We start from the raw sequence: 26407 nt of genomic DNA, 5'->3' as shown, positions 1-26407 counted from the left end.
CCTTGTCCGGATCGTACCGGACACCGATGCACCTTTTTTGGACGACTCCCCTATGAACAACAATGTAAAAGCCCACCTGCTTGGCGGCGGTATCGGCTCGCTTTCCGCGGCCGCGTTTATGATACGCGACGGTAATGTTCCCGGCGCAAACATCCGCATCTACGAAGCGGCCCCCCAGCTCGGCGGCAGCCTGGACGGCGCCGGTTCCCCCGAGCACGGCTACTCGCTGCGCGGCGGCCGCATGTTCACCTTCGATAACTACGAGTGTACCTGGGACCTGTTCAAGTCGATCCCCTCCCTCGCCGACGAAAACAAGAGCGTGTTCGACGAAACCGTCGACTTCAACGAACTGCACAAGTCGCACTCGCAAGCGCGCCTGGTCGACATGCGCCGCGCCATTGTGCCGGTCACCTCGATGGGCTTTTCGATGCACGACCGCGCCCAGTTGCTCAAGCTGAGCCTGGCCAGTGAAGACACGCTCGGCGCCGACACCATCAGCGACTGGCTCGACCCGGCATTTTTCGAAACCGAGTTCTGGTTCATGTGGGCCACCACCTTCGCCTTCCAGCCGTGGCACAGCGCGGTGGAATTCAAACGCTACCTGCACCGCTTCATGCTGGAGTTTTCGCGCATCGAAACCCTGGGCGGGGTGCGCCGCACGATCTATAACCAGTACGATTCGCTGGTGCGGCCCTTGCAGGCATGGCTGCAAGAGCAAGGCGTGCAATTCATCCTCGACTGCAAGGTGACCGATATCGGTCACGCCACGGTCGATGGCAAATTCGTCGTCACCGGCTTCGAGTGCCTGCATGCGGGCAACAGCGAGCACGTGGACGTGCCCGCCGGCGACCTGGTGTTCTTCCAGAACGGTTCGATGACCGACGCGTCCAGCCTGGGCAGCATGACCAGCGCCCCCGAAAAACTCGACAAGACCGACAGCCAAGGCTGGACCTTGTGGGAAAAGCTGGCCGCCGCGCAACCCGGCTTCGGCAATCCGGCCGCGTTCAACAGCAGTATCGCGGAATCGTACTGGGAGTCGTTCACGGTGACCTTGCAGGACCCGCGCTTCTTCGACAAGATGCAGGCGTTCAGCGGCAACGAAGCCGGCACCGGCGGCCTGGTCACGTTCAAGGATTCGAACTGGTTCATGTCGATCGTGCTGGCGCACCAGCCGCACTTTGCCAACCAGCCGGCCGGCGTGCAAGTGTTCTGGGGTTATGGGCTGTCGCCTGACCGGATCGGCAATTTTGTCGCCAAGCCGATGTCGGACTGCACCGGCGAAGAAATCCTGCGCGAGCTGTGCGGCCATTTGCGCTTCGATCTGGACGCGGTGGAAACAGCCAATTGCATCCCTTGCCGCATGCCCTACATCACCAGCATGTTCATGCCGCGCGTACACAGCGACCGTCCGCTGCCGGTGCCGAAGGAATCGAAGAACCTGGCCTTCATCAGCCAGTTCGTCGAGGTTGCCGATGACGTGGTGTTCACGGTGGAGTATTCGGTGCGCGCCGCCCAGATGGCGGTGTACGAACTGCTCGACATCAAACGCGAAGTGCCGCCGATTAAGCAGCACGATCACTCATTGAGCACACAGTTCGAGGCGCTGTTCAAGGCATTGAAATAAGCCCGGCCCGATTGTTCGCGCCTGTGTGCGAACAATCGGGCTTGCGCGCGCTCGGGAGCTAATTGACGCCGATCCAGTTGTCAGGGTGGTGGTACTTATACGTCCACAAAACAAGTTGCGAGAACTTCTCTTCGAACAAAGGTTCGAGATTGTCGACAAAGCGCGCGATTGCCGCCGCATCGGCCGGCGCCTTCGGTAGTGGGGCGCTTATCCTGATGATTCTGTCAGAATTACTAACGCGGCCTTCCGCACTGTAGTTTCCACGTTCGATCGTAACAGCCGTCATCGTAACGGAGCCGATCAGCGCATCCTCCGCGAACTGCACCTCGATCTGAAGATGGGTGGCGGATCCGTCAACCCCCGCCAGCAAAAACTGCGTCACGTCCGATCTGAACTTTTCCAGGGCGTCAAGCCACGTTTGCCATTTACCTTCCCTGTGATACTTGTTATAAAACGATAAGGAGTAGGTTTCCTTGATGAGTTCGGATAAGTACTTGGATTCCCTTTCATACGATGGCAACATCCCGGCGCGACCGAGTTCGCCGATCTCATGGTTCAGCTCGTCCGCCGCATAAGCAGCTTCGATCGGGTCCAGGCTTTCCTTGAGCGTTTGCGCCAGCAAGAGCAGATGCTTGATATCCGCGATGAGCTTCGGCGTTTTTTTCTTCAGAACGTTCACATTGCCGATCATGCCTTCGTGGCGATCCTTGTCGACCATCGCGTGGCGTTGGCAATTCTCCAGGTTCAATTCGAATGGCTTCGCGTAGGCGTCCACGTCCCGAACGTAGGGACTGAAGAAGGTTTTGTTCTTTTCCGCATCCGCCTTCATCAGGGCGCGCTCAATGCTGTTCAAGATTTGCGAGCGCGATAGCCTGTATTTTTCAACGAGGATTTCCGCGCCGGGAAGCCTGTACTTCAGCGCATTCTTTTTGTTCTCCGCCGGGACCCGCTGGAAATTGCTCATGATCTCCCTCGCGGTGAGGAAGTACATATACTGGCCGTCTTCGACTCCGGTATGAGCAACCAGGAAAAACGCGTCGCGCGCTTGAGTATTTTCATCGAACACGTAGTCTGGATTGATGTAAACCGTGGTCGACGTATCCTGCAGAAATTTGGCTTGTACCAGCCCCAGGAGCGCCTCCCCCGATTCCAGTCGATACATGGTTTGGCGGCGCTGCACGATAAAATCGGCGCCGTCGATGTCGACCGAACGTTCCAGGACCCAGAACCGGTCCAGCAAGAGGGCCTTGGTGCGGGCCTCGCCTGCCGAACCGTTTTCCATAATCGTCAGCCAGGTTGGTTTTTCCTGTATTTTGCTCATTTTTTCGCAATCAAAGGTGGGGGTGGAAGCGGCCTGCTTGCAGCATCAGCGTATTTGAATGTGACGTCGGCGTCAATGTTCCAGCACGTCCCGCCAATAAGCTGGCGTCCCTGCATTTCCCAGGGTTTTGCCCATCTCGACGCAGCCCAGCGCCACACCGCTCGGATGCGCATACAGCGCCTCGCGCAGTGCGACAAATCCCGCCGCCCGGTAAAACGCCAGCGCGTTCAGCGACGCCGATAAAGTCAGTCGCGTAAAGCCGCGCCCGAGCGCCATCCGCTCCAGGGCGGCCAGCATCGTCGTCCCGATTCCCCGTCCACCCGCCGCCGGATCGACAAACACCGCATCGACCTCGCCCGTGCCCACATCCAGGATGGCGTAGCCCAGCATCGCGCCCTGCTCTTCCGCAATCACGGCGCCGCCCTTGCCCACCAGCCCCGGATACGATAGCGGCGCCGGCGCCGCCGACCACGGCCCGATCACCTCGGGCGCATAATGATCGCGACAACCATGACGAATCGCGCGCGTGCGCAGCGCCCACATGGCGTCGATGTCGGACAGCGCAGCGGCCCGCAATGTCGGCATGGCGCGCTCCTCAATCGACGATAAACAGTTTGGCGCCGCCGCGCGTGCTGGAACGATGCGCTTCGGCGCTATCGGCCACCTGGTAACTGACACCCGGCGTGAGGATGAACTTGCGGCCATCGGCAAGTTCGCTTTCGAGCTCGCCCTCAAGGCATAACAGGATATGGCCCTTGCCGCACCAGTGATCGGCCAGGTAAGCGGCGCTGTACTCGACCATGCGCACGCGGATGGGGCCGAACTGGCGCGTCTGCCACCAGGCCGTGCCGGTTTCGCCGCGATGCTCGGTGCGTTCCACGCCGGCCCACTCGGTAATGCCGAAGGGAATATCTGAGATGTGCATGCGCATGCCTTATCGAATGCCGTGAAAGAAGAACGGACGCGGTTTTTCGCGTCTGTCACGGCATAAAATAGCATGGAGATGGGAATGGCGCTCGGGCGGGCCGGCGAGCGGCGGACCCGCAACATGCGGATGGCGGCGCGGGCGGTGATGTGCTGTCCGCGCCGCCAGGAAAACCGTTACGCGTTGTTCCAGGCGCTTGCCTGCATCTGCTCGAAACCGATCTTGCCGGCGCGGTAGCAGGTGCCGGCGCACGCTTCCAGGCCGGCACGGTCGAGGATGGCGACAGTGCCGCGACGATATTGAATCAGGCCGTCGGCTTGCAGCTTGCGCGCGGTCATGGTGATGGTTTCGCGACGCACGCCCAGCATGCTCGCCATGGTGTCTTGCGTGACCTTGATTTCGTCCGACAGCGAACGGTCGAGGCGGTCCAGCAACCAGCGGCACAGTTTTTGTTCGATGCTGCAGTGACGCCCGCCCACCACGTTCTGCGCCAGTTGAGCGAACATGGCGAAGGTGTAGCGCATCAGCAGCTGGGCCATGGCGCCGCCGGCGGCGACCAGTTCGCGCAGCACGCTGCTTTTCAGGCGGTAAGCGTAACCGGCGGTCTGCACCACGGCGCTGCAGGTAGCGCGTTCGGCATCGTACATCGCCAGGCCCAGCACGCCTTCACGGCCGACCACGCCGATTTCGGTGGTGGCGCCGTCTTCCATGACGTACAGCAGCGAGACGATGGCGTTGGTCGGGAAGTAAGCGTAGTCGAACTTGCTGCCGAAGTCATACAGATGCTTGCCCGCCACCATCGGTACCAGTTCCAGGTGCGGGAACAGGGCTTCCAGGTCGGTGCGGGACAAGGCACGCAGCAATTCGTTCTGCTGGGCCCCGGCGACGCTGATCATCGGCTTGACGGCGGCCGGCTTGGCAGCGGCGGCGCCCAGGGCGATGGTGCGGATAGCGTTGGTGGCGTTGCTGTTCGAATCGATATTTTGCGTGCGGTACATGGTAGGCCTCGGTGTTTGTCAGGTTCAACTCATCAATGGCTCTACTGTAAGGCTTGGTATCAAACGCAACCATCGGACCAGTGGATGGCTTCCTGTAGGCATCAACAATGACGGTTTGTCATCTAAGTCCTACGCTGCGTAAGACAGACACGCGGTGCCGGACGGGCGTCCGGCAATGAATGGAGGTCGAGCAGCCTAGACGAGGAATGCTCTCCCCCACGACAACGCCTACAGGGGACCGGCGCAGGAAAATGTCACCTGCACCTTCCTGTTCACGACCAGAGCCGGATCCGACGCCAGCACAAATGTTCTCGCGCCGCCAATGTCAAGCCCAATCAATCCGCTCTGCAATATTTGCCTCACTCCACCCACCTCGACACTGCTGGTATAGCTTGCCAGGGCCGAGAGACATCTGCAATCGCCGATGGATTTGCTCAACTTAATATCTGTGTTTGCCAACACCAGATTCACTTGCGTCGAGATTTTTACTGCCGTGATCGCGGCGCAGGCGCGCAAATCATTCTGAAACGTCACTTCCCCAGCATGCGCGCTGCTAATAGCGGCGACACCGCTTAACGCTGCCAGTATGATGCGTAAGTTATTCAAGGGTTCCCCCATTCGTCACCCGATTGCCCACGTACTTCACTTTCAGAATGAAATAGTTACGGGAACGGCTGTTTTTCGCCCGCGATTGCAACGCCGCGAAGAAACTTGTCTCAACTTCGATGCAACCGTGGCTGTAGCCCTTGGTTGAATCGTGTAGATAGAAACCAGATCTTTCGGTCGCGCAAGCGTTGCGCGTCGCGGGGTCAGCCGCTACCATCATTGCCCGGTTTCTTCCCCAGTTCGCCCAATACTTTTCGCAACTTCCGGCCTGCGCTCCGCGTGGAATTGTCTGGACGCCCCATCCCGGTATCAAGCCGCATTTTCCCGTACCGTCATCTTGTGCTACGCCACGATCGGTGAAAAGCACCTTGTAGACTCCCTCAGGAACAGGCCCTTTATCCTTGACACATTGATCCTTTGGCACCTGATTATCAGGAAGCCCACTCGTCGCTTTAAATCTACCGGAACCATTCCACGTCAAGACCTGCCCATCAAACTCCATATCGACAACCATAAACACTCTCCTTATTCAAGCCATGCGGTATGTACATTTTAACACCTCATGTGGTAAAATTTAAATGTTTATATTTTGACATTCAGCAGCGCGATGTCAACCGTCTGGCGGTATGTCCTCATGCGCGCGCCGAGCGCCATCAGGTCCAGCTTGCTCTTGCGCAGGCGCGGGAACATCTTCTCTTCCTCCTCGCGCGCGTGGCGTGTTACCTGGTCCCACAGCACCTTGACCGTGGCGTCGAACAATTCGTTCTCCGGCTCCATGACGCGGATGCGCTCGATCAGCTCGCACGCACTGGCATGTTCGACGATGGACTGGGCGATCAGCTCGCCTTCCTTGAGGACGGTGCGCACGGCCGGATAGAAAATATCCTTCTCCAGCGCGGCATGCACCGTCAACGCGTCGCAGATATCGGTCGCGATGCGCTTCTTGCTCTCTGTGGAGCGCGCACTGAGGCCGCGAAATTGTTCAAACAGCGCGGTCACTTCCTCGTGCTCGATGATCAGGATGTCGATGGCGTTGTCGTGCATGGATTCCATGGCGGGCTCCGGAGTAGGCTCAATTTTCCAAAATGATACCAAAAGTAAGGCCAAGGACCGAGCGGAATCGCCGCATTTTGTGGTGTTACTTGCAACAAGCGTGGAGTTTGTCCGGCCCGCCGCGCCTCAGGCGCCATCAAGCAGGGCCAGTACCTGCCGCATGCGCTGCGCCAGCGGGCCGTGCACGACCGTATAGGGTACGCCACGGCAGGCCAGCTGCTCCACGTACCAAGCGTGCTGGCGCTGGCGGAAACCATCGTTGCGGCGCGTGCCATCCTGGACGAAATCAAAGTCGGGCGCGCACAGCAAGGTCACATCATAGGGCTGCGCCGCCAGCGCCACCAGGGCCGGATCGGCCTTTCCGAACATATCCATACTGTAAAACATGGTCGTCAATGGACTGGTGTCGCACACCATGGCGCGCGTGGCGTGCGGCAGCAGCGCCGCTTCGCGCGCCAGCTGGGCGCGGCCGATGGCGAGCATGTCGTCGAACACCAGCGCGCCATCCTTCCCGATCCACAGTTCGCGGCCGAATTCCGGCGCCCAGACGCTGCCCAAGGCCTGCGCCAGCGCGGCGGCAAGCGTGGTCTTGCCGCTCGACTCGCCGCCGAGCACGCATACCTTGCGCACGAAGCTGGCGTACACCAGCGGATGCAAAAACGCGCGCATGGCGTGCGGATCGGCGCGGATCGCCGTCCCTGACACCGGCACCAGCGCGCGCGCACGGTCCACCGAGACATGTGCTACCTGTGCGCCAGGCCCGCGCCGCGCGTCGAAAAAGGCGCTCAGCGCCAGCGCGAAGCCGTCGCCGTAGTCTTCGCTGGTAAATACCGCGTCCACCGTCACGCCCAGCACGTCCAGGCACAGCGAGGCGCAGAAGTCGCGCAGCACCGCGTCGGGCGCGTCGTTGCCGGGAACACTGCCGGCGTCCAGCACCAGCAGGCGCACCTGCGGGTACAGCGCGCGCAGCCACGCCTCGCGCACTGCCGGGCCGCAGCCGGCGAATTCCGGCCTGGTGTAGCTGATCACGACCACCTCGTCGCAGGCGGCCAGCGCGCTGTCGATCACCAGCATGTGGCCACGGTGCAGCGGGCAGAATTTGCCGACCACGAGGCCGCGTCGCCACTGTCTGACAAGCCCGTTCATGGCGCCGTGCGCGCCAGGCGGCGCCACCACAGCCACGACACGATCGCGTTGACCCAGTAGCAGGCGTACAGGAACGCGGTCAGGTACAGGCCGCGACTGGCGTACAAGGGTACGGCGACCGTGTTCACCAGAATCCAGAACGCCCAGTTCTCCACCTTGCGCCGCATCAGCAGCAACTGCGCCACGACGCTGAACACCAGCACCGCCGAATCGATGAACGGCGCATAGGCATTGGTAAAGTAGTGCAGCAGCGCCCCGTAGGCGGCGGTCGCGCCCACGCCGGCCGGAACGAGCCAGGCCAGCGACTTGACGCTGGCGTGGGTGATCGGCAGTTCGCTGCCCCGTTCCCCGCGCCGCCATTGCAGCCATCCGACGATGCTCGAGACGATGAAGAAGCCTTGCAGCGCCACGTCGGCATACAAATTGGACTGGTAGAACAAGACGCCGAACAAGGCGCAGCCGATGATGCCGGTCCACCAGGTGTGTACGCTGTTGCGCCCGGCCAGCAGGATGGCGGCGCTGGCCCCCACGTTGGCCGCGATTTCAAGCGCGCCGATCACGCCATGCTCTCGCAATTGACAGGATGAAAACGGTCGAACAGGCGGCAGGCCATGTCGTCGATCTCGGCGCGCATGCTGATCTGGTCGAGCCAGCGCGCCGGGATGCCCTGCACGCCGTAGAAGGCGCCGGCAAGCTGGCCGGTGATGGCGGCCGTGGTGTCGGCGTCGTCGCCCAGGTTGGTCGCGCGCAGGACTGCGGCTTCGTAACTGTCGGTATGGAAGAAGCACCACAGCGCCGCTTCCAGCGAATCGACGGCATAGCCGGTGCCCTGGATGTCGCTGTCGGCCTTGTCGAGAAAGGCGCCCGTCGCCATGGCCGCCAGTTTCGGCTCGCTCGGCGCAAAGCCGGCGTTGGCCAGCAGCGCTTCCTTGGGCTGGCCGTCGAGCGCCGCGCTCAGGATGCCGGCGAACAGCTGGCAGGCCTGCACCGCTTCCGGCGCGCCGTGCGTGGTGCGCGAACTGTCGGCGGCATGCTGCAATACGCGCGCGCGGTCGGGATACGCGAACAGCACCGCGGGAACGAGCCGCATCAGCGAGCCGTTGCCGGCGCTGCGCGGATTGGTCGAGCCGCTGTACGGATTGCCGCTGACGGAAAAACGCGACAAGGCATCCTGCACTGTCATGCCGATGTCGAAACAGGCCCCGGTCGAGCTCAGGTAACCCCACTGGCACCAGTTGCGGTAGCGGTTGATCTGGTCGAGCGGGTCGAATTCGCCCTTGGTCAGGAAGCTCTCGGCCAGGCACAGCGCCATCGACGTATCGTCGGTCCACTGGCCCGCCTTGAGCCTGAACGGGCCGCCACCCGTCATGTCGGTCACCGGGGCGAACGAGCCGCGCGGCGAAAACTCCACGGTGGTGCCGACGGCGTCGCCGCAGGCCAGTCCCAGCAAGCTGCCGCGATAGCGGTCGCGCGTACCGCTCATGCCAGTTTCTCGCTCAGCGACAGGAAGGAGTCGAGAATGTGGAAGTGGTCCTCGAAAAACTGGTCTTCCATGCCGGCCAGTTCCACGATGGGAATCCAGGCCGCGTGCGAGGCGTCGTCCGACGCTTCCACCGGCGGCAGGTTCTCGGTTTGCAGGTCGAAAAAGTGGGCGTGGGTGATGGTGCGGCCACGCTGGCTGCGGTCGGGATGGTCGAACACCTTGACGTCGACCAGCATGCCTTCCAATGTGGCGCCGAGCAGCGCCAGCTTGGTTTCCTCGGCCAGTTCGCGAATGGCGGCGTGCAGCAGCCGTTCGCGCTGTTCCACAAAGCCGCCCGGAACGGCCCACTGCCCTTTTCCGGGAAAGCCGCCACGGCGGATCAGGAGCACATTGCCGCCACTGACCACCACCGCGTCGGCGGTGGTGAAGATGGGCGGGTACGGCGCGCTTTTCCAGGCCGTTTTGTAGGCCACGATGCGGCGGTGTTCTTCCACCAGCGCAGGGTAGTGCGGCAGCAGCGCCCAGGCTTTCAGGTACTGGCGCACCGCGTGCGGCACCATGTCGTCGAGCACACTGAGCGAGATGTCGAGGTCTTCGGCTTCGAGGAACACGCGTCGTACGCAGGTGGCGTCGATGGCGCGTTCCGATTCGACGACGATGTTTTCCCATTTCGGGAAGTGATTCAGGTAGTAGCTCGACGCATCCTTGAAGTGGCCCACCAGCGCCACGTGCGCCGCATCCGGCGCACTTTGGGCGACCGCCTTGCGCACCGCCGCCGACCACAGGGAATCGTCGTAGTAGTCGCGCACGGCCACGAAACTGACGCGCGCCCGGTCTTGCTCGGTCAGGGTGGCGCCGATCATCGCGGCGCGTTCCTCCCACGTGAACGGATTTTTCGCATTGCGCGCCTGGAACGAGGAGCCCAGCACCAGCACCACGTGCGGCGCACTCACCAGCGCGCGCTGGAGCAGGACGACGTGCCCGCGGTGGAAAGGCTGGAAGCGGCCGATCAGGACGGCGACATCGGTGGAGGTTTGCTTGGTTTGTGTGTTCATGGGGTTCAATAGTAGGCGGCAATCGGCAATTGACGGCCGCTGCCAAAGGCGCGCGCACGCACCCGGATAATCGGAGGCGCCTGGCGCCGTTTGTATTCGTTACGCGCGACCATGCCGTGGATGCGCCTGACCAGCGCCGCGCCGCTGGCGCCGGCCACCAGGCCGGCGACAAACTGCTCGGCCAGCGCCGCTTCGGCCAGCGGCAGGCGGCGTCCTTCGATGTGCCACTTGAGGATCTCGTCGAGCACCTCGTACTCGGGCAGGCTGTCGGTATCCTGCTGGCCGGGCGCCAGTTCGGCCGACGGCGGCTTGCTCAGCACCGCCGCGGGAATGAGCTCGCGCCCGGCGCGCTGGTTCACATGGCGCGACAAGGCGTACACCTCGGTTTTGTACAGGTCGCCGATCAGGCCAAGGCCGCCGTTGGTGTCGCCATACAAAGTGCAGTAGCCGACCGAGATTTCGCTCTTGTTGCCGGTCGTGAGCAGCAAGGCGCCGGACGCATTCGAATACGCCATCAGGATGGTGCCGCGCACGCGCGCCTGCAGGTTTTCGAGCGGCAGGCCTTGCAAGGGCTGGTCGAAGGCACGGTCGAAACCGGCGCCGTACTGCTCGACCAGCTCCAGGATCGGGTGCGTGTACAAGGTAATGCCAAGGTTGGCGCACAGCGCCACCGAGTCGCTGACCGAGCCATCGCTCGAAAACGCCGACGGCATGGTCACCGCGATCACGTTTTCCGGGCCCAGCGCATCGACCGCCAGCGCCAGGGTCAGGGCCGAGTCGATGCCGCCCGAGGAGCCCACCACCACCTTGGCAAAGCCGCAGCGGCGCGCATAATCCTGCAAGCCGAGCACGATCTGGCGGCGCGCGAATTCGGCCACCGGCAAGCCCCCGGCATTTGGCGCGGCCAGTGCAAAGCCGTCAAACGCGCTGAAACGCCCTTGCGCAAAGCCGATCACCTGGAAATCTTCGCAAAAGCGCTGCGCTTCGAACACGATGCCCTGCGAGGGCGATACCGCGAACGAGGCGCCGTCGTACACCAGCTGGTCCTGCCCGCCGACCTGGTTCACATACAAAATCGGCAGTTCGTTGTGGACCGACGCCGTGCGAAACAGCGCGTGGCGCAGTTCGCGCTTGCCGATATCGGACGGGCTGGCGTTGATGCTCACCACCAGCTCGGGCCGCGCCTCGCGCAGCGCGGTGAAGGGATTGACCTTGTAGTCGCGCCCTTCGTGGTTCCAGCCGTCTTCGCAGATCAAAAAGCCGATGCGGTGTACACCGACCTGCAGCACGCAGGCGCCTTCCGGGCCCGGTTCGAAGTGGCGGCGGTCGTCGAACACGCCGTAGGTCGGCAACAGCTGCTTGTAGTATTCGGCGACGATGACGCCGTCGCGGATGGCCAGCAAGGCGTTGAACAGCGGTTTGCCGGGGCCGTCGTTGGCGCGCACGGCGCCGACCACCGACACCAGTCCGGGCAAGACGCGCGAGGCGTCTAACACGCGCTCCAGTCCAGCGGCCATGCGGGCCAGGAAGGCCGGTTCTTCCAGCAGGTCGCCCGGATAGTAGCCGCACAGGGCCAGCTCGGTGAAAACGGCCAGGTCGGCGCCCTGCCCCGCGGCGCGCTGCATGGCCGCGATGATGGCGCCGCTGTTGCCGTCGATATCCCCGACGGTCGGGTTCAACTGGGCGATGGCGATTTTAAGCATCGGGTTCTTTCGATTGCCCGCTTCTCAGGCGGAAGGGTGATTGAACACCTGGCGCAGGTAAGCCAGGAAGGTCTCGTCCTTGCACAGCGTTTTGCCCTGGGAGTCGGACAGCTTGGCCACCGGCTGGCCGTTGCAGCTCATCAGCTTCATCACGATGTTGAGCGGCGTGATGCCGACATCGTTCGACAGGTTGGTGCCGATGCCAAAACCGGTCATGGTGCGGTCGGCGAAGTGGCGGTACAGCGAAAACGCGGTCGGCAGATCGAGGCCGTCGGAGAACACCAGGCGCCGCGTATGCGCGTCCAGGCGCAGCTTGGCGTAGTGCGCCAGCGCTTTTTCGCCCCACACCACCGGATCGCCCGAATCGTGGCGCAAGCCGTCGAACAGCTTGGCGAAATACAGGTCGAAGTCGCCCAAAAACGCATCCATGCCCACCACGTCGGTCAGCGCGGTACCGAGGTCGCCGCGATACTCCTGCACCCAGTCTTCCAGCGCGGCCTTCTGGAAGTCGCGCAGGCGCACGCCGAACGACTGGAAGCTTTGCAGGTATTCGTGCGCCATGGTACCGATCGGAACCAGCTTGTATTTCATCGCGAAATACACGTTCGAGGTGCCCTTGAAGTAGGTGGGCACTTCGCGCGCCAGGGTGGCGACGACTTCCTCATGCCAGGCGCCGGAAAAACGGCGGCGCACGCCGAAGTCGAAAAACTCGAACGGATGGCGCCTGGCCGGCTCGCTGGCCAGCTCGCGCAGCAGGGCGATCTTCGCTTGCAGGCGCTTGCGCCCTTCGGCCAGCGCGGCTCCCTGGTCGAAACGGCGGAAATACAGCTCGTTGACGATGTACAGGACATAGATTTCGAAGCCCATCACGTGTACCTGCGGCCCGGTGGCGCGGATCTGCAGTTCCTCGCCATCGGTTTCGACGCTCAGGAAATGGCGCTGGAAGCGGAACACGGTGAGGAAATCGGCAAAGTCGCTCTTGATGAAGCGCAGGCTGCGCAGGTAGGCGATTTCTTCCGCCTTGAACGAGAGCGAACACAGATGATCGAGCTCGCGCTCGACGTCGGCCTTCAGTTCGGCCAGCGGGTAGGCCGGCACGTTGCGGCAGGTGAAGGCATATTCGGCCTGGGCGGCCGGGTGGCGGTGCAACAGGGCCTGCCACATCGTGAATTTATACAGGTCGGTTTCGAGCAGGCTATGGACAATCGGGGTCATATGGTTCGCGTCGGCGCGCGTCGGAAAAGGGATAAGAGTTTAGCGGCGCGCGTTGGCAAGCAGCTCGGGCACGATATCGGCCGCCTGCGCAATCTGCAGGCCGCGCGCGCGCATGTCGCGCACAAAGTCGTCGTACTGCGCGTCGAAGCCGGTCACGGGGCTCATGCAGTCGGTCAGCAGCACCAGTTGCGAGAGCTGCTTGGGGTCCCAGTTGGCGACGATATGCTCGGTGGTGGCGCGCACGCAGTGGCTGCCCGCTTCGCCGGTGATATACACCTGGTCGTACCCGCGCAGCAGCGCCAGGAAGGCCTGGTTGACCTGGGTGCTGTCGTCGTCGGCATCGGGCACTTCGGCCTGCACCGCCGAATAGTGCTCGGTCCAGGGATTGCTGCCCTTGCTGATCTTGTTGACCATGCCCAGCGCGCTATCTTCCCACGCGTTGTAGGCGGCGCGCACGTCGGCATGCACGTTGTGGCCCCAGGAGCCGATCTCGCAATGCACCGGCCAGGCCATCAGGGTGTAGCGCCCGGCCGCCTCCAGCGCGTCCAGGTAGGCCAGCACGCGCGGCAGCGCGCTGGCTTTGCGCGCCAGGTACTTGCCCTGGCGGACCTCAAGCGCCGTGATCTGCGTGAACGGGGCGACCGCGCCCTGCCCCGCATCCATCCAGAACGAACTGTGGGCTATGTCGAAGCGGTGGTGCGAATCGAGCGTGATGCTGATCGCGGACAGGCCATCCCGGCCCTGGCGAATCAGCTCGGCCACGCGCAGCATGTCGGCATGCGCGCCGGGAACCGGCAGCGCCGGCAGCACCGGCAGCGCCGGCAGCACCGGCGCGGCCTTGACGCCCACCGGCGACGGCAGATAGTCAGCCGGCAAATCGCAGAAATCGTTTTGCGGATCGATTACGAGCAGGTGCAGCTTGCGTTTCATTTGCTTGTCCTTGTGAGTACAGTACGACAAGCATAAGCTACTTAATTTACTTTTGCAACTAACTATGCAATAATTTGTTCAGCCGCCAGCCGGCTTGACCAGATGAAGGAGAAACCGATGTCGGCGAAGTTAGTTTTGAGCAACCCGCAGTTGACGCGCACAGCATGAGCGCGGTCATCTGCACCGTCGATATCGTGCTGCTCACGCTGTTGGGCGAGGAACTGGCGGCGGTGCTGTTGCGGCGCGAGCATGCGCCGTTCCAGGGTGCGCTGGCCATTCCCGGCGGCTACGTGCATCCGCAAGACGACCTGAGCGCCCACGACGCGGCCATGCGTGTCGTCAAGAGCAAAACCGGCATCGTCGCACCCTACCTGGAGCAACTGTCCACGTTCTCGGGCGCGACGCGCGATCCGCGCGGCTGGTCCTTGTCGGTGGCGCACTACGCGCTGGTGCCGTACCCATTGCTGGCGGCGCGCAAGGACGCGGCGGTGCATATCGTGCCCGTGTCGCAACTGGGCACGCTGCCGTTCGACCACAAGGCGATGATCGACACCGCGCTCGAACGCCTGCGCAACAAGAGCCAGTATTCCTCCCTGCCCTGCTTCCTGGCCGGCGACACCTTCACCCTGCCGCAATTGCAGCGGCTATATGAGCTGCTGCTCGGAGAAACCCTGAACAAGGTCAGTTTTCGACGTAAAATGAGCGAGATGGACATACTCGACCCGGTCGACGGCCAGTTCGAAGCGGCCGGCGCCCACCGCCCGGCCCAGCTGTACCGCCTGAAAGCGGCAGTGCGGAAAACCCTCACCGTGCTCGAACGCGGCCTGTGAATCCCGTCCACGCAGACCGATTTGCGTTTCATGCAACACGCATGCGCTTATTATCTTGCTATCCTTGCATTGCCGTCACGTATAATGACGCTTCATGAACAACCATAAAAACAGAAAAGAACCATCGATAAATTGATGAAAGATTCCAACCAGACTGTCAAAGTCAGTAAATTCCTGTCCCTGATCCTGCGTCACAGCCCTGCCACCATCAAGCTCAAGCTCGATGAAAACGGTTGGGCCGATATCGACGAACTGCTTGCCGGCGCCGCCAGCCATGGCACCAAAATCAACCGCAAGCTGCTGGAAGCGGTCGTTGCCGACAATGATAAAAAGCGCTTCACCATCAGCGACGACGGCAAGCGCATCCGCGCCAACCAGGGCCATTCGGTCAAAGGCGTCGACCTCGAACTGGTCCCGGTCACGCCGCCGGACGTGCTGTATCATGGCACCGCCTCGCGCTTTGCCGCCTCCATCGGCGACCAAGGCCTCCTTCCCGGCACCCGTCACCATGTACACCTGTCGGCCGATACCACCACCGCCGTCACCGTCGGTGGGCGTCACGGCGTGCCGGTGGTGCTGACGATCAAGGCCCTTGCCCTGCATGAGCAAGGCCAGCCGTTTTATCTTTCCGCCAACGGTGTGTGGCTGACCGGGCCGGTACACAAGCGCTTTATCGTGTTTCCTTGATTTTACTCTGAGGCAACTTGGCGCACAGCCCGGAGAATACGTACGGCATGCCTGGGATTGGCTTTGTGAAACAACAGACAAGCATTCTTTGGATAAATATTTGATTCCAGTTCGCATGGGCTAAGGTAGAATGGCCGCTCTATTATTCAATCACCGCATGCATCCGGCCACCCAAGGCCACCTTGCCTTGCGCAGGCAACGACGATGTGAGTACAGGCGCCATGTTGCGATTCAATCCACCCGTACCACCTTCGTGCGGATCCCTGCACTAACCCGGGCCAGCGCGCCCCCAGATTCTTTTCGAACGCGACCTCCTCCGCCATGAAAGCTGAAAAGCAGTTATCGCCCGTTGCAGAACTTGATGGCAAAAAGCGGCCGCTGATCGCCATTGCCGCCTCGTTCCTGTTCGTCGTCTGCATTTCCCTGGTGGCGGTGCAGGGCTGGAGCATTTACAGCGCGCGCGAAACCCAGCTGGCGCAGAGCACCGCGGCCACCGCCAACACGGCGCGCGCCCTGGCCGATCACGCCGACAGCACCATCGAGCTGGTCGACACCATCCTCGCCGGCGTGGTCGAAAGCGTGCAGCATGACGGCATCAGCCACTACGGCGAGCGACTGCACCTGCACCTGATCGACCGTGTCAGCCGCACCCCTTCGCTGCAGGGCATGTATATTTACGACGCCAAGGGCGACTGGGCGCTGCACTCGCTGCGCGCCCCGGTACCGGTGCTCAACAACGCCGACCGCGAATATTTCATCTATCACCAGACGCACAAGGACAAGCTGGCGCACGTCGGCCCGCCGGTGCGCAGCCGTTCCACCGATACCTGGGTGCTGCCGGTGTCGCGCCGCCTGGAAAACCCGGACGGCAGTTTTGCCGGCGTCGCCCTGGCCACGGTGCAACTGGGTTTTTTCCGCACCTTTTACGACAGTTTCGACATTGGTACGCGTGGCAACATCACCCTCGCCACCGAGCAGGGCGCGCTGGTCATGCGCCGCCCTTACCTGCAAGAACAGATTGGCGGCTCGATCGCGACCGAACCCTTGTTCAAGCAGTGGCGCGAGCGCGGCACGCCCGGATCGCTCGCCATCCCGGTCGACATGGACGCCGCCGACCGCATCTACAGCCTGCGCCAGCTGCGGCGCTATCCGCTGTTCGTGGCGGTGGGCCTGTCGACCGACGAAACGCTGTCGAACTGGTGGGCCAACGCCTACCTCTCGACGGCGTGGGTGGTGATCCTGCTGCTGATCCTGTGCTGGATGGGCTTGCGCCTGTTCCGCCAGGTCACCCTGCGCGACGAGCTCGAAGAACAACTGCGCAACGCCCAGCTGGCGCTGGTGACCAAGAACCGCTCGCTCAAGCTGCTGGCGCGTAACGATGGCCTGACCGGGATCGCCAACCGGCGCCTGTTCGACGCCCGCCTCGACGCCGAATTCAACCGCGCCGTGCGCGACGGCACCTCGCTGGCGCTGGTGCTGCTCGATGTCGATTTCTTCAAGAAGTACAACGATCACTACGGCCACCCGGCCGGCGACGCCTGCCTGCAATTCATCGGCCAGTGCATCCGTACCGGACGGCGCCGCGCCGGCAACCTGGCGGCGCGCGTCGGCGGCGAAGAGTTTGCGATCCTGCTGCCCAATACCGACTTGTACGGCGCCATCGTGGTGGCCGAAGCGGTGCGCCGCTCGATCGCGACGGCCGGGCGCGAGCACGCGGCCAATCCGGCCGGCATCGTCACCATCAGCTGCGGCGTACATGCGCTGGTGCCAGGCAAGGATATGGATAGCAAGCAGTTGGTCGAAGCGGCCGACAAGGCCCTGTACCTGGCCAAGTCGACCGGGCGCAACCGGGTCTGCCCGGACGCGCCGGCGGCGTCGTCGCGGCGCGAACGCGCGTCCGTGCTGGGCGACTGAGAGACGCGGGCGCAACCGGCGGTAGCCGCCCGATCCGGTTGACCGGCCTGGCTGCCAGGCGCGGAAAACCTTACGCCAGGCCGCCGCGCCAGGCCACGATATCGGCCACCGACAGCAGCGGCAAGGCCCGGTCCGCCGCGAAGCGTTCGATCTGCGCCCCGCGCATCATGCTGCCGTCGGCATTCATCAACTCGCACAGCACGGCGGCCGGGCGCAGGCCCGCCAGCACCGCAAGGTCGACCGAGCCTTCGGTGTGTCCGCGCCGCGCCAGCACCCCGCCCGCACGCGCCGCCAGCGGGAACACATGGCCCGGACTGACGATGTCGCCGGCGCGCGCGCCCGGCGCGATCGCCGCCCGGATCGTCGCCACCCGATCGAACGCCGACACGCCGGTCGTCACGCCCTCCTTCGCTTCGATCGACACGGTGAAGGCCGTGCCGTGGCGGCTGCCGTTGCGCGCGCTCATGGGCGCCAGCGCCAGCGCGCTCACCGTTTCCGGCGGCAGGCACAGGCAAACGATGCCGCTGCATTCGCGGATCATCAGCGCCATCGTCTCCACCGTCAGGCGCTCGGCGGCGACAATCAGGTCGGCCTCGTTTTCGCGGTCGTGATCGTCCATCAAGATCACGGGCACGCCGGCGCGCATGGCCTCGAGTGCGGCGTGGATGCGGTTGGCCAGGGCGCTGGCGGGCAGGTTATCGATATGGTCCGGCATAAGTCATGACTCCGTTACAGTGAAAAAAATGAATGGTCAGGCGGGACGGGTCAGCACCAGGCGCAGCGCCACCAGGGCCGATGACGCCACCACCAGCGCGCCGGCCAGGTACACGCTGCCCACGTCCCAGCGCATGGCAAGCAGGCCGGCCAGCGGCCCGCAGACAGCCAGCGATATATCGAGGAAGGCGACGTAAGCGCCCATGGCCGACGCCCGGCTTTGCGGCGGCGCGCGGCGCACCGCTTCCACGCCGAAGCCGGGAAACGCGAGCGAATAGCCAAACCCGGTAACGGCCGCGCCAAGGCAGGCCAGCAAGGCGGTCGGCGCGCTCCACATCAGCAACTGGCCGGCCGCTTCGATCAGCACGCACACCAGCGCCACCCTGGCCCCGCCGAGCGTATCGGGCAAGTGCCCGAACAGCAGGCGCGCACCGATGAAGGCGACGCCGAAGGAAGTGAACGCCAGCGCCGCGTCGCCCCATCCCCGGCTGGAGAACAGCAGCGCCACGAAGGCGGTGATGGCGCAAAAGCCCATGCTCGAGAGCGCCAGCCCGAGGCCCGGCAGCCACACCGCGCGCAGCACTTTATAGAACGGCACCCGCGCCTTGTGCGACGGCGCCAGGGCCGGCACGCGCGCCACGATGGCCAGCGCCAGCAAGGCAATGATCACGCTGGCCAGCGCAATGCCGGCAAAGCCGAAACGGCCGTACACGAACACGCCCAGCGGTGCGCCGGCGGCATACGCGCCATATATGGCGATGCCGACCCAGGCCATGACCTTGCCGGCCTTGCTCGGTCCGGCCAGGCCCACGCCCCAACCGAGCGCGCCGGTGACCACCAGGCTTTCGGCGCAGCCGAGCAGCAGGCGCGCGCCGATCAGGACGGCCAGCGCGGCATAGCCGGCCGGCGCGCCCAGCGACGCCAGGTAGGCCAGGCCGGAACAGGCGCCCAGGGCCAGGCCGATGACTACGGCGCGCTTGGCGCCGCGCGTGTCGACCATGCTGCCGGCCCAGGCGCGCGTGAGGAGCGCGGCGGCAAACTGGCTGGCGATGACGGTCCCGATGACCAGCGGGCTCATTTTTAAGGCGGACTGCAGGTGCAGCGGCAGCACCGGCAGCGCCAGCCCCAGCGTGAGGAAACCGACGAACACCGTCAGGGTTATCGGGAGCAATTCAAGAAACAGGCTGCGCGGCGAAGCGGCCGCGACATTCGAAGGGGATTGCATGGCGATGCCTCACATAAAAGACGAGCAAATGCTCGCGATATGAGAGAATACGAGTAATTACTCATATTGAAAACTCGCATTCCAAGGACCCGCATGCGCCCTCTTCCCACGCCCCGCAAAGCGCCGCGCCAGGCCCGTTCCCAGCACATGGTCGAGCAGATTTTGCAGGCCACGGCTCGCATTCTGGAAGAACGCGGTTACGCCGGCATGAACACCAACGCGGTGGCCGCGCGCGCCGGCGTGAGCGTGGGCTCGGTGTACCAGTATTTTCCGAACAAGGATTCGCTGATCACGGCGCTGCACGAGCGCCATGGCGCGCAGATGTACGCGGCCATCGATGCGGTGCTGGCCAACGCCGGTGCGTACACCCTGCGCGAGCATCTGGCGGCCATGGTGCATGCCTGGCTGGTGGCGCACCAGGTCGAGCCGGAGCTGCACAAGGTGCTGGAAAAGGAATTTCCGTTTTTCGACGCGCCGGCCCAGGACAGCGCGGCCGACAACAATTCCTTCCAGCGCATCCTGGACATGCTCGGCAGGCACCGCGACGAGATCGGCCAGCCCGACCTCGACCTGGCCACCTGGGTCCTGCTGCGCATGATGGAGTCGCTGGTACACGCGGCCGTGATGGACGCGCCGGCGCGCTTCGCGCCGGCCGACATCGAACGCTGCATCGTCGACGCCCTGGACGGCTACCTGCGCGCCGGGCCGGGAACGTGACGGGACTGGACAAGTGAACAAGGAAAATTTGCTGATAAAGATCGTTCAGAATGCACAGCGCCGGCATCTCAAGCAGTTGCTTGCGCAAGAGCGCGGCGGCGCGCCAGGAACATCGCTCCTCAAGGCGATCTACTTTCCTGACTCAAGTGACATTCTTCAAAAAATCACTGCCATGCTTGGCGATGAAAGAATGAAAAAGAGACCTTTTACGCGCAGCGCTACCATGTGATCGATGAGAAAGCGCTGGCGGCAATCGCCAGCCTTCCCGACCTGCCGGCGTGACGATGTTTCTTCCCGCATTAGCACGCCAGCCGGGAATACATCCGTTCCGATTTACCCGTCATGGAAATACAGCGCGCGAGCGCCGCGCAGTGGTATCGCTTCAACGCACTGACCAGGGAGCGGATCAGCTTTTTCTTTTGCGCCGCACCTGACTTCTCATGCGGCATGGTGATGGATGTCTGTGCGGGAAATCCATTGACTTCCGGCTCCGACGACCCGATGCATGATCTGTACAGCCGGGATTTCGGCCGACCCTGAGCGCGCCTCAGGGCTGGCCGGCATACCCGCTCTGGGCCAGGAAGCGCTTGAAATCGGTGATGTGCAAGATGTCGACGATGGCCTGGCGCTTGTCCCTGGCCTGCTTGTAATACGCCTCGGTGATGCGGAAACCCATGAAGTAGCCCAGGTCGGCCGGGCGCTCGCCTTCCGGCGCGCCGCTGTACAGCCAGCGCTTGAGGTCGGCGCCATCCATGTCCGCCAAAAACGCCGTTTTCAGCCGCGCCTCGTTGGCATAGCCATAGCGGTAGATCGCTGCGTTGAACTTGCCCTTGCTCACCAACGAAGCGAGGAAATCGCATGACCCTTCCTTGATCGCATGGCCGAGCAGGGTTTGCGGATCGAGCCGCTGCTGGAAATGCATCAGCTCGTGCGTGACAATGGCCGGCAGCGTGTCGATAGTCGACGTGCCCGCCTGCAGCCAGGCGTCCAGCTCGCCGGTCGGCACGCCCGGGCCGCGTCCGTACATCTCGGTGCCGATCAACAGGCCGTCGGTGGAGGCGGTGCCGCCAGCGCTCAGGCGTCCGATCACAAAGTAAATATCCGGGAACACTGCCTCTGGATACAGCGCCTTGAAGCGCCGCATGTCCGCGCGGATCACCGGTTCGAACGAGGCTGCGCGCAAGGTATTGGCGCGGATGGCGCGGTAATACTGCGCGTGCTTGCTGATGCGGCGGTACAGGCTGGCGCCATTGTTGATGCGCATGTGGACAAAACCCTGCAAGCCGACAGTGCCGCCGTCGAGGTACTCGCGCTCGAGCAAGGCGCCCGGATCGGCGGCGCCGTCCAGCTTGTCATACACGGTCCAGAAACGCGCGATGTCGCTGCTAATGACGCGGAAATCTTCCGGGCTGGCATGGGCCGCGCGGTAAGCGCGCTCGTTCGCGCTGGCGCTCGCGACAATGCCGGCCCAGCGCGGATCGGTGCGCAGCGCGGCAAAATCGTCCTCCTGCGCCAACTCGTCGAGCAAGCGGAACTGGCGACTGGCGACGGCCTGCCCGAGGATGCCGAGCGCCTGCTCCGTATGCCCGAGCCGGGCGGCGGTGGCCGCATGTCTATAGTCCATTACCATGCTGGCGTAAGCGCTTTGCGCCGCCTTCTGGTAAGCCTCGAGCGCGGCCTGCGGCTTGTTCCCGTCGCGCGCCACGTCGGCCGCGCTGGCCCACGCGCGCCCCGAACCCTGGCCGTGCGCCGGGCCGGCCAGTGCCGAGGCAAGCACGATGGCATGAAGGAGCGCGATTTTTTTCATGAAGGAGCCTTGATGTAAAAAGGCGTCCAGTATGACAGCGCCGCGCGCGTGCCGGACGCGCCGTGCGACAGGCTGCGGGAAGGAAGGAACGGCTTGCTTAACCGAGGCGTTAAACGATGCGCCCGTCCCGGGCGGGACCGATATCGTTAAGGCGGATGGTGCTGGCCAATCCACGGCTCAGGTCGGCCAGGGTGTCGGCGTCGTCGCGGTTGAAGTGGATATCCATATCGTCATGGCTCATCACCCAGATGGTGCCGTAGAAGGCACCGAACTGGCCGATCAGGGGCGTCACCAGGGCTTCGTTGATGTGGACGTTGTTCTCGGCCATCCAATGGAAATACTGATGCGGCCGCACAAACAACTGGGTGCTGCGGTACGAAAAGCACAGCCCGCACGGACTGTTCGAACGCGGAAAACGGCGCCCTTCGTACGGCGCCAGCGCGCCGGCGGTGGCGGCCCAGGTCAGTTCGTCGAGGTCATTACTGTCGAAAATGCTGATGCCCGCCGACTGGGCCGAACAGCGCAACAGCGCTTCTTCGCAACGGGCGCGCAAAGCGTCGCGCAAGGTCACGCCATCCTGAGGGACCACGCGCGGCATGGCGCGGATGGCGGCATCGCCGGTGTGTTTGCGTGGTCGCAACTCAAGTTGATTGGTAGCAATAATTTCGGACACTGACATTGAGCGCTCCAAGTAAGAAGCCGCAAAGCGGCCATGTGAAAGAGTCTACGCCGAGTCTGGTGCATTGTCAGTTCGCAAGGATACACAAGCAGTCGCACTCACAGGCAAACCAACAGTTTAAGCGGGGGCGTGCAATGCGGCGCAGGGGGTGGCGCCGCACACCGGCCGCGCCATGATTTGCCAGGCCGAGGGCCGGCCCGCGTAATCGTTGTCCTACCCAAGCACAGCTTGGTCACCGATACGAGGCGCGCCGGGCCACGGAGATAATGAGGCCTTTCTCGAAAACTGATCGCCCGCACCCATGACCACCATGCAAAGCACCGTGTTCGTCCCGCCGCACTTCGACGCCGCGCGCCCCGGCGCGCCCGCCGCCACCACCTGCCGCGCACTGTACGATACGCTCTCCCAGGCCGAGCTGCCCGACGGCGCCGGGGCCGACGCCCAGGCGTACCTGGCCGGCCAACTGGCGCGCGCCGCCGCGCTCCCGTGCGACCTGCCCGACACCCCGGCCGGCCTGGATGGCTGGATCGCGCCACGCGGCGCCGCCATCGGCGCCGAGTACCAGCGCTACCTGGCCGGCCGCCGCGACGGCGCCCCGCGCCGCTTCTTTAGCAACAAGTCGCATGCGCTGTACTTCCTGCGCTGCGTGGCCCCCACCAAACTGGTGGACGGCGCCTGGCTGTACAGCACCCTGCAACGCTGGCAAGAAAACGACTTCCGCCCGCTGGTCAAGACCTATGTCGAAGAACTCGGGGACGGGCTGCCGCACAAGAACCACGTCACGCTATACCAGCGCCTGCTCGACAACCATGGTTGCGCCGAGTGGGACGACCTTGGCGGCGCCCACTTCACCCAGGGCGCGCTGCAACTGGCGCTGGCGTATGCGGGCGACGCCTTCTTGCCCGAGATGATAGGCTATAACCTCGGCTACGAACAGCTGCCGCTGCACCTGCTCATCACCGCCTACGAATTGAACGAACTGGGCATCGATCCCTACTACTTCACCCTGCATATCACGGTCGACAATGGCTCCACCGGGCACGCGCGCGACGCCGTCGACGCCCTTGCCCGGGTGATCGCGCGCGCCGCCGACCCGGCCGAATTCTATCGCCGCGTGCGCGAAGGCTACAAGCTCAATGAACTGGGCGAGAACACCGGTTCCGTGATCGCCTCCTTCGACCTGGAACAAGAACTGGTGCGCATCCTCGCGGCCAAGGCCGTGGTCGGACAAAACATGCATAGCGATTACTGCCGCGTGGCCGGCAAGACCATCAACGCCTGGCTGGCCGATCCCCAGCAAATCCCCACCCTGCTGCGCGCGTTTCAAAGCACCGGCTGGATCAAGCGCGGCGCCGCCCCGCACGAAAGCCGTTTCTGGGGCCTGCTGCAAGGCGACCATGCCGAGATGTTCGGCGTGTTCTCGAGCTACGAACAGCAGGTGCTGGCTGACTGGATCGCCAGCCCCGCGCAGGACGGCGACAGCGCCAGCGCCGCGCCGCGCGTGGCCTCGTTCCGCGCGCGCCAGCGCGCCCAGGCCCCGGCCCGCAACGCGGCGCCCAAGGCGCATGGCGCGCGCGCCCTGATCCGCTACCCGTACGCCGGCCAGGCCGGCGAGCACGAAGCCGAAAACGACCAGCTGCGCAAGCTCGAACAAGCCGTCGCGCTGGCGCCGTCGACCAGCGCCGCCATGAAACTGTTGACCGCGCACATGTCGCCGGCCCGCCACCACACCCCCACCGGCCTGATGGCAACGCGCATGTACGTGCGCTTGCTCGGATGACCGGATTCACCGACAGGACCCGCATGAGCGCCTCCATTATCTCCATCGACGGGCACCGGCTCGACCAGGCGCCGCCGATCGGCATCGCCGGCGCCGAGCGCCGCGCCGCGCTGTATGCGCTTGGCTGCGGCCTGAAGCAGCACGGCTACGTCTTCACCACCGTCACGCCGCTCACCCACAGCCGCGTCAACGCGCGCCTGGCCAATGGCTGGGCGCACGACCTGGCCGGCATTTTCGGCTGGAGCCGCCCCTTCAAGCCGGCCGTGGTCAACCCGACCCTGATGGAGTTGCTGCACCAGGGCGAGGTGCTCAACCACGATAACGGCATGCTGCGCAGCGTGCTGCGCGCCTCGACGCTGGACGGCCAGTTGTACCTGCATTCGGCCTACCCTACCAGCGCGGCCGACGCCGTATTCTTCGGCCCCGACACCTACCGCTTCGTGCGCGCCCTGCGCGCTTCACTGGCGGCGCGCAGCCTGCCCGTGCGGCGCGCGGCGGACATCGGCTGCGGCGCCGGACCTGGCGCCATCACGATCGCGCTGGCCCATCCCGACGCCAGCGTGTTCGCGGTCGACATCAACCCGGCCGCGCTGGTGCTGGCCGACGTCAACGCCCGCATCGCCGGCGTGACCAACGTGGTGCCGACGAACAGCAACCTGCTGTCGCGGGTCGACGGCCAGTTCGACCTGATCGTCGCCAACCCGCCCTACCTGATCGACCGCGAACAGCGCGCCTACCGCCACGGCGGCGGCGACCTGGGCGCGGCACTGTCGGTGGCGATCGTGGACGAAGCGATCAAGCGCCTCGCGCCCGGCGGCGCCTTGATGCTGTACACGGGGGCAGCCATCGTGGCCAGCGCCGACCCGTTCCGCCAGGCGGTCGAACCGCGCCTGCGCGCGGCCGGTTTCCACTGGACCTACGACGAAATCGACCCCGACGTCTTTGGCGAAGAACTCGACGAAGCCCCGTATGCCTACGCCGACCGGATCGCGGCGGTGTGGCTGTGCGCCACGCGCCCGCTTGCTGCCGCATGAGCGAGCCGGCGCGCGGCAGGCTCCTGATCATCGGCGGCGGCGAAGACCGCGAGGACGACATGCAGGTACTGGAACGCTTCGTCGCCCTGTGCGGCGGGCCGGACAAGCGCATCGTGGTGCTCACGGCCGCCAGCCGCGTGCCCGAAAAAATGTGGGCCATCTACGATTGCGCGTTCGGCGGCATGGGCGTGGCGCGCCGCAGCGAGCTGCGCGTCTCCAGCCGCCTTGAAGCGAACGACGCCGCCGTGGCGGCCGACCTGGCGCAGGCGGACGGCGTCTTCATCACCGGCGGCGACCAGAAACGCCTGCTGGCGCTGATCGGAGGAACCACGCTGGACGAGGCACTGCATGCCGCGCTCGCGCGTGGCGCCTGCATCGCCGGCACCAGCGCGGGCGCGTCGGCCATGTCCGCGCACATGCTGGCCGACGGCAAAGCCGATCTGCATCCCGAAAAAGGCGCGGTCAGCCTGGGCGCCGGCATCGGCTTCGTGCAGCGCGTGGTGATCGACCAGCACTTTTCGCAGCGCCAGCGCCTTGCGCGCCTGTTGACGGTGGTGGCGCAGAACCCCTACCTGCTGGGCGTGGGCATCGACGAAGACACGGCGCTGTTGATCGAAGCCGGCGGCGGCATCGAAATCCTGGGCGCCGGCGCGGTCACCGTGATCGACGGGCGCCACATGGTCTCGAACGTGGCCGACATCCGCAACCGCAGCGTGCCCGAGATGGTCGATGTGCGCCTGCACCTGCTGCCGTCCGGTTCGCGCTACGGCGCGCGCGGCGACGGCGCCACGCCGGCCGCGCTGGCCGACTTTATCCATATCGTTACCAACATCGCCTAGCCTGAATGTTGCACAAACCACCGCCGCAGCGCCGCTTTTCCGATGCAGGACCTTTTCAACTTGAATCGGAATGTCGCGGGCGATAGCGTCCCTACCCAATTGAACGGGACAGTCAATGAAGC

At 64.1% G+C, this 26407-nt stretch carries 28 protein-coding genes; 10 read left to right on the top strand and 18 right to left on the bottom strand.

What is annotated here, in order from left to right; genetic code table 11:
* Nucleotides 1-52 precede the first annotated feature (52 nt).
* The gene (locus tag F1735_RS21020; RefSeq protein WP_167238760.1) at nt 53-1624 is read left to right on the top strand and encodes an oleate hydratase; all 1572 of its coding nucleotides are present in this window, start codon (nt 53-55) and stop codon (nt 1622-1624) included.
* Nucleotides 1625-1682: 58 nt separating this feature from the next.
* Here F1735_RS21020 and F1735_RS21015 read toward each other — a convergent pair whose 3' ends face one another.
* From F1735_RS21015 to F1735_RS20950, 14 genes are all read right to left on the bottom strand, one after another.
* Complete coding sequence (locus F1735_RS21015) at nt 1683-2945, bottom strand: hypothetical protein (RefSeq protein WP_167238759.1); 1263 nt, start codon at nt 2943-2945, stop codon at nt 1683-1685.
* A 72-nt stretch (nt 2946-3017) separates the two neighbouring features.
* Nucleotides 3018-3530, bottom strand: coding sequence for a GNAT family N-acetyltransferase (locus tag F1735_RS21010; RefSeq protein ID WP_167238758.1), 513 nt, complete (start codon nt 3528-3530; stop codon nt 3018-3020).
* 10 nt (nt 3531-3540) lie between these two features.
* The gene (locus F1735_RS21005; RefSeq protein WP_167238757.1) at nt 3541-3870 is read right to left on the bottom strand and encodes a DHCW motif cupin fold protein; all 330 of its coding nucleotides are present in this window, start codon (nt 3868-3870) and stop codon (nt 3541-3543) included.
* A gap of 176 nt (nt 3871-4046) precedes the next feature.
* On the bottom strand, nt 4047-4868 hold the full coding sequence (locus tag F1735_RS21000) for a Crp/Fnr family transcriptional regulator (protein WP_373888560.1): 822 nt from the start codon (nt 4866-4868) through the stop codon (nt 4047-4049).
* A gap of 228 nt (nt 4869-5096) precedes the next feature.
* Complete coding sequence (locus F1735_RS20995) at nt 5097-5474, bottom strand: DUF2195 family protein (protein WP_229505883.1); 378 nt, start codon at nt 5472-5474, stop codon at nt 5097-5099.
* On the bottom strand, nt 5467-5988 hold the full coding sequence (locus F1735_RS20990) for a tlde1 domain-containing protein (RefSeq protein ID WP_167238755.1): 522 nt from the start codon (nt 5986-5988) through the stop codon (nt 5467-5469). The genes F1735_RS20995 and F1735_RS20990 overlap by 8 nt, the downstream gene beginning before the upstream one ends.
* 68 nt (nt 5989-6056) lie before the next feature.
* Nucleotides 6057-6527: a hemerythrin domain-containing protein gene (locus F1735_RS20985; RefSeq protein WP_167238754.1), complete on the bottom strand. Its 471-nt coding sequence runs from the start codon at nt 6525-6527 to the stop codon at nt 6057-6059.
* A 126-nt stretch (nt 6528-6653) separates the two neighbouring features.
* Nucleotides 6654-7637 carry an AAA family ATPase gene (locus F1735_RS20980; protein ID WP_373888559.1) on the bottom strand — a complete coding sequence of 328 codons (984 nt, stop codon included), beginning with the start codon at nt 7635-7637 and terminating at the stop codon, nt 6654-6656.
* Nucleotides 7638-7669: 32 nt separating this feature from the next.
* Nucleotides 7670-8233, bottom strand: a complete 564-nt coding sequence (pnuC, locus tag F1735_RS20975) for a nicotinamide riboside transporter PnuC (protein WP_167238752.1) — start codon at nt 8231-8233, stop codon at nt 7670-7672.
* The gene (locus F1735_RS20970; RefSeq protein ID WP_167238751.1) at nt 8230-9156 is read right to left on the bottom strand and encodes an ADP-ribosylglycohydrolase family protein; all 927 of its coding nucleotides are present in this window, start codon (nt 9154-9156) and stop codon (nt 8230-8232) included. The genes pnuC and F1735_RS20970 overlap by 4 nt, the downstream gene beginning before the upstream one ends.
* Complete coding sequence (locus tag F1735_RS20965) at nt 9153-10211, bottom strand: bifunctional nicotinamide-nucleotide adenylyltransferase/Nudix hydroxylase (protein WP_167238750.1); 1059 nt, start codon at nt 10209-10211, stop codon at nt 9153-9155. The genes F1735_RS20970 and F1735_RS20965 overlap by 4 nt, the downstream gene beginning before the upstream one ends.
* A gap of 5 nt (nt 10212-10216) precedes the next feature.
* Nucleotides 10217-11914: an NAD+ synthase gene (locus F1735_RS20960; RefSeq protein ID WP_167238749.1), complete on the bottom strand. Its 1698-nt coding sequence runs from the start codon at nt 11912-11914 to the stop codon at nt 10217-10219.
* 24 nt (nt 11915-11938) lie between these two features.
* Complete coding sequence (gene pncB, locus F1735_RS20955; protein ID WP_167238748.1) at nt 11939-13129, bottom strand: nicotinate phosphoribosyltransferase; 1191 nt, start codon at nt 13127-13129, stop codon at nt 11939-11941.
* A gap of 39 nt (nt 13130-13168) precedes the next feature.
* A complete protein-coding gene (locus F1735_RS20950) occupies nt 13169-14059 on the bottom strand; it encodes a cysteine hydrolase (protein ID WP_167238747.1) in 891 nt (296 codons plus the stop codon).
* Between the two features lie 164 nt (nt 14060-14223).
* Between F1735_RS20950 and F1735_RS20945 the strand changes: the two genes are divergently transcribed.
* The 3 genes from F1735_RS20945 (at nt 14224) to F1735_RS20935 (ending at nt 17490) form a co-directional block, all read left to right on the top strand.
* Complete coding sequence (locus tag F1735_RS20945) at nt 14224-14889, top strand: NUDIX hydrolase (RefSeq protein ID WP_167238746.1); 666 nt, start codon at nt 14224-14226, stop codon at nt 14887-14889.
* A gap of 135 nt (nt 14890-15024) precedes the next feature.
* Nucleotides 15025-15576: an RNA 2'-phosphotransferase gene (locus tag F1735_RS20940; RefSeq protein WP_167238745.1), complete on the top strand. Its 552-nt coding sequence runs from the start codon at nt 15025-15027 to the stop codon at nt 15574-15576.
* Nucleotides 15577-15897: 321 nt separating this feature from the next.
* Complete coding sequence (locus tag F1735_RS20935; protein ID WP_167238744.1) at nt 15898-17490, top strand: GGDEF domain-containing protein; 1593 nt, start codon at nt 15898-15900, stop codon at nt 17488-17490.
* Nucleotides 17491-17560: 70 nt separating this feature from the next.
* On the opposite strand, the gene ribB is transcribed toward F1735_RS20935, so the two are convergent.
* Together ribB and F1735_RS20925 are read right to left on the bottom strand one after the other, a co-directional pair.
* The gene (ribB, locus tag F1735_RS20930) at nt 17561-18205 is read right to left on the bottom strand and encodes a 3,4-dihydroxy-2-butanone-4-phosphate synthase (protein ID WP_167238743.1); all 645 of its coding nucleotides are present in this window, start codon (nt 18203-18205) and stop codon (nt 17561-17563) included.
* A 36-nt stretch (nt 18206-18241) separates the two neighbouring features.
* Entirely contained in the window at nt 18242-19429 is a 1188-nt protein-coding gene (locus F1735_RS20925; protein WP_167238742.1) for an arabinose transporter, read from the bottom strand.
* A 93-nt stretch (nt 19430-19522) separates the two neighbouring features.
* Here F1735_RS20925 and F1735_RS20920 point away from each other — a divergent pair, with 93 nt between their 5' ends.
* The 3 genes from F1735_RS20920 to F1735_RS20910 all read left to right on the top strand — a co-directional run bounded on the left by F1735_RS20920 (nt 19523) and on the right by F1735_RS20910 (nt 20686).
* Entirely contained in the window at nt 19523-20146 is a 624-nt protein-coding gene (locus tag F1735_RS20920; protein WP_167238741.1) for a TetR/AcrR family transcriptional regulator, read from the top strand.
* Between the two features lie 13 nt (nt 20147-20159).
* Nucleotides 20160-20375, top strand: a complete 216-nt coding sequence (locus F1735_RS20915) for a hypothetical protein (RefSeq protein ID WP_167238740.1) — start codon at nt 20160-20162, stop codon at nt 20373-20375.
* A gap of 113 nt (nt 20376-20488) precedes the next feature.
* Complete coding sequence (locus tag F1735_RS20910) at nt 20489-20686, top strand: hypothetical protein (RefSeq protein ID WP_167238739.1); 198 nt, start codon at nt 20489-20491, stop codon at nt 20684-20686.
* Nucleotides 20687-20693: 7 nt separating this feature from the next.
* Here F1735_RS20910 and F1735_RS20905 read toward each other — a convergent pair whose 3' ends face one another.
* On the bottom strand, nt 20694-21953 hold the full coding sequence (locus F1735_RS20905; RefSeq protein ID WP_167238738.1) for a hypothetical protein: 1260 nt from the start codon (nt 21951-21953) through the stop codon (nt 20694-20696).
* A gap of 109 nt (nt 21954-22062) precedes the next feature.
* On the bottom strand, nt 22063-22632 hold the full coding sequence (locus F1735_RS20900; RefSeq protein WP_167238737.1) for a hypothetical protein: 570 nt from the start codon (nt 22630-22632) through the stop codon (nt 22063-22065).
* Nucleotides 22633-22933: 301 nt separating this feature from the next.
* Between F1735_RS20900 and F1735_RS20895 the strand changes: the two genes are divergently transcribed.
* Genes F1735_RS20895 through F1735_RS20885 form a run of 3 tightly spaced genes read left to right on the top strand, consistent with a single transcriptional unit; the run spans nt 22934 to nt 26285 of the window.
* Nucleotides 22934-24412, top strand: a complete 1479-nt coding sequence (locus F1735_RS20895; RefSeq protein ID WP_229505882.1) for an iron-containing redox enzyme family protein — start codon at nt 22934-22936, stop codon at nt 24410-24412.
* 23 nt (nt 24413-24435) lie between these two features.
* A complete protein-coding gene (locus F1735_RS20890) occupies nt 24436-25446 on the top strand; it encodes a methyltransferase (protein WP_187364310.1) in 1011 nt (336 codons plus the stop codon).
* A complete protein-coding gene (locus tag F1735_RS20885; RefSeq protein ID WP_167238736.1) occupies nt 25443-26285 on the top strand; it encodes a cyanophycinase in 843 nt (280 codons plus the stop codon). Before F1735_RS20890 ends, F1735_RS20885 begins: the two co-directional genes overlap by 4 nt.
* Nucleotides 26286-26407: the final 122 nt, after the last annotated feature.

It is taken from the genome of Massilia genomosp. 1, assembly GCF_011682185.1.
In the GTDB taxonomy this organism is placed as follows: Bacteria; Pseudomonadota; Gammaproteobacteria; order Burkholderiales; family Burkholderiaceae_D; genus Telluria_A; species Telluria_A rubra.
Note: the sequence above shows the minus strand (reverse complement) of the source record. Positions and strands in the feature narration are given on the sequence as shown.

Bases quoted from the DNA above. Each gene is read 5' to 3' on its own strand.
- pncB (WP_167238748.1), bottom strand. From the start codon at position 13,129: ATGACCCCGATTGTCCATAGCCTGCTCGAAACCGACCTGTATAAATTC.
- F1735_RS20925 (WP_167238742.1), bottom strand. From the start codon at position 19,429: ATGCAATCCCCTTCGAATGTCGCGGCCGCTTCGCCGCGCAGCCTGTTT.
- F1735_RS20895 (WP_229505882.1), top strand. From the start codon at position 22,934: ATGACCACCATGCAAAGCACCGTGTTCGTCCCGCCGCACTTCGACGCC.
- F1735_RS20885 (WP_167238736.1), top strand. From the start codon at position 25,443: ATGAGCGAGCCGGCGCGCGGCAGGCTCCTGATCATCGGCGGCGGCGAA.
- F1735_RS21020 (WP_167238760.1), top strand. From the start codon at position 53: ATGAACAACAATGTAAAAGCCCACCTGCTTGGCGGCGGTATCGGCTCG.
- F1735_RS21000 (WP_373888560.1), bottom strand. From the start codon at position 4,868: ATGTACCGCACGCAAAATATCGATTCGAACAGCAACGCCACCAACGCT.
- F1735_RS21005 (WP_167238757.1), bottom strand. From the start codon at position 3,870: ATGCACATCTCAGATATTCCCTTCGGCATTACCGAGTGGGCCGGCGTG.
- F1735_RS20965 (WP_167238750.1), bottom strand. From the start codon at position 10,211: ATGAACACACAAACCAAGCAAACCTCCACCGATGTCGCCGTCCTGATC.
- F1735_RS20900 (WP_167238737.1), bottom strand. From the start codon at position 22,632: ATGTCAGTGTCCGAAATTATTGCTACCAATCAACTTGAGTTGCGACCA.
- F1735_RS20910 (WP_167238739.1), top strand. From the start codon at position 20,489: ATGGAAATACAGCGCGCGAGCGCCGCGCAGTGGTATCGCTTCAACGCA.
- F1735_RS20985 (WP_167238754.1), bottom strand. From the start codon at position 6,527: ATGGAATCCATGCACGACAACGCCATCGACATCCTGATCATCGAGCAC.
- F1735_RS20950 (WP_167238747.1), bottom strand. From the start codon at position 14,059: ATGAAACGCAAGCTGCACCTGCTCGTAATCGATCCGCAAAACGATTTC.
- F1735_RS21015 (WP_167238759.1), bottom strand. From the start codon at position 2,945: ATGAGCAAAATACAGGAAAAACCAACCTGGCTGACGATTATGGAAAAC.
- F1735_RS20990 (WP_167238755.1), bottom strand. From the start codon at position 5,988: ATGGTTGTCGATATGGAGTTTGATGGGCAGGTCTTGACGTGGAATGGT.
- F1735_RS20935 (WP_167238744.1), top strand. From the start codon at position 15,898: ATGAAAGCTGAAAAGCAGTTATCGCCCGTTGCAGAACTTGATGGCAAA.
- F1735_RS20960 (WP_167238749.1), bottom strand. From the start codon at position 11,914: ATGCTTAAAATCGCCATCGCCCAGTTGAACCCGACCGTCGGGGATATC.
- F1735_RS20970 (WP_167238751.1), bottom strand. From the start codon at position 9,156: ATGAGCGGTACGCGCGACCGCTATCGCGGCAGCTTGCTGGGACTGGCC.
- ribB (WP_167238743.1), bottom strand. From the start codon at position 18,205: ATGCCGGACCATATCGATAACCTGCCCGCCAGCGCCCTGGCCAACCGC.
- F1735_RS20890 (WP_187364310.1), top strand. From the start codon at position 24,436: ATGAGCGCCTCCATTATCTCCATCGACGGGCACCGGCTCGACCAGGCG.
- F1735_RS20945 (WP_167238746.1), top strand. From the start codon at position 14,224: ATGAGCGCGGTCATCTGCACCGTCGATATCGTGCTGCTCACGCTGTTG.
- F1735_RS20940 (WP_167238745.1), top strand. From the start codon at position 15,025: ATGAAAGATTCCAACCAGACTGTCAAAGTCAGTAAATTCCTGTCCCTG.
- F1735_RS21010 (WP_167238758.1), bottom strand. From the start codon at position 3,530: ATGCCGACATTGCGGGCCGCTGCGCTGTCCGACATCGACGCCATGTGG.
- F1735_RS20905 (WP_167238738.1), bottom strand. From the start codon at position 21,953: ATGAAAAAAATCGCGCTCCTTCATGCCATCGTGCTTGCCTCGGCACTG.
- F1735_RS20920 (WP_167238741.1), top strand. From the start codon at position 19,523: ATGCGCCCTCTTCCCACGCCCCGCAAAGCGCCGCGCCAGGCCCGTTCC.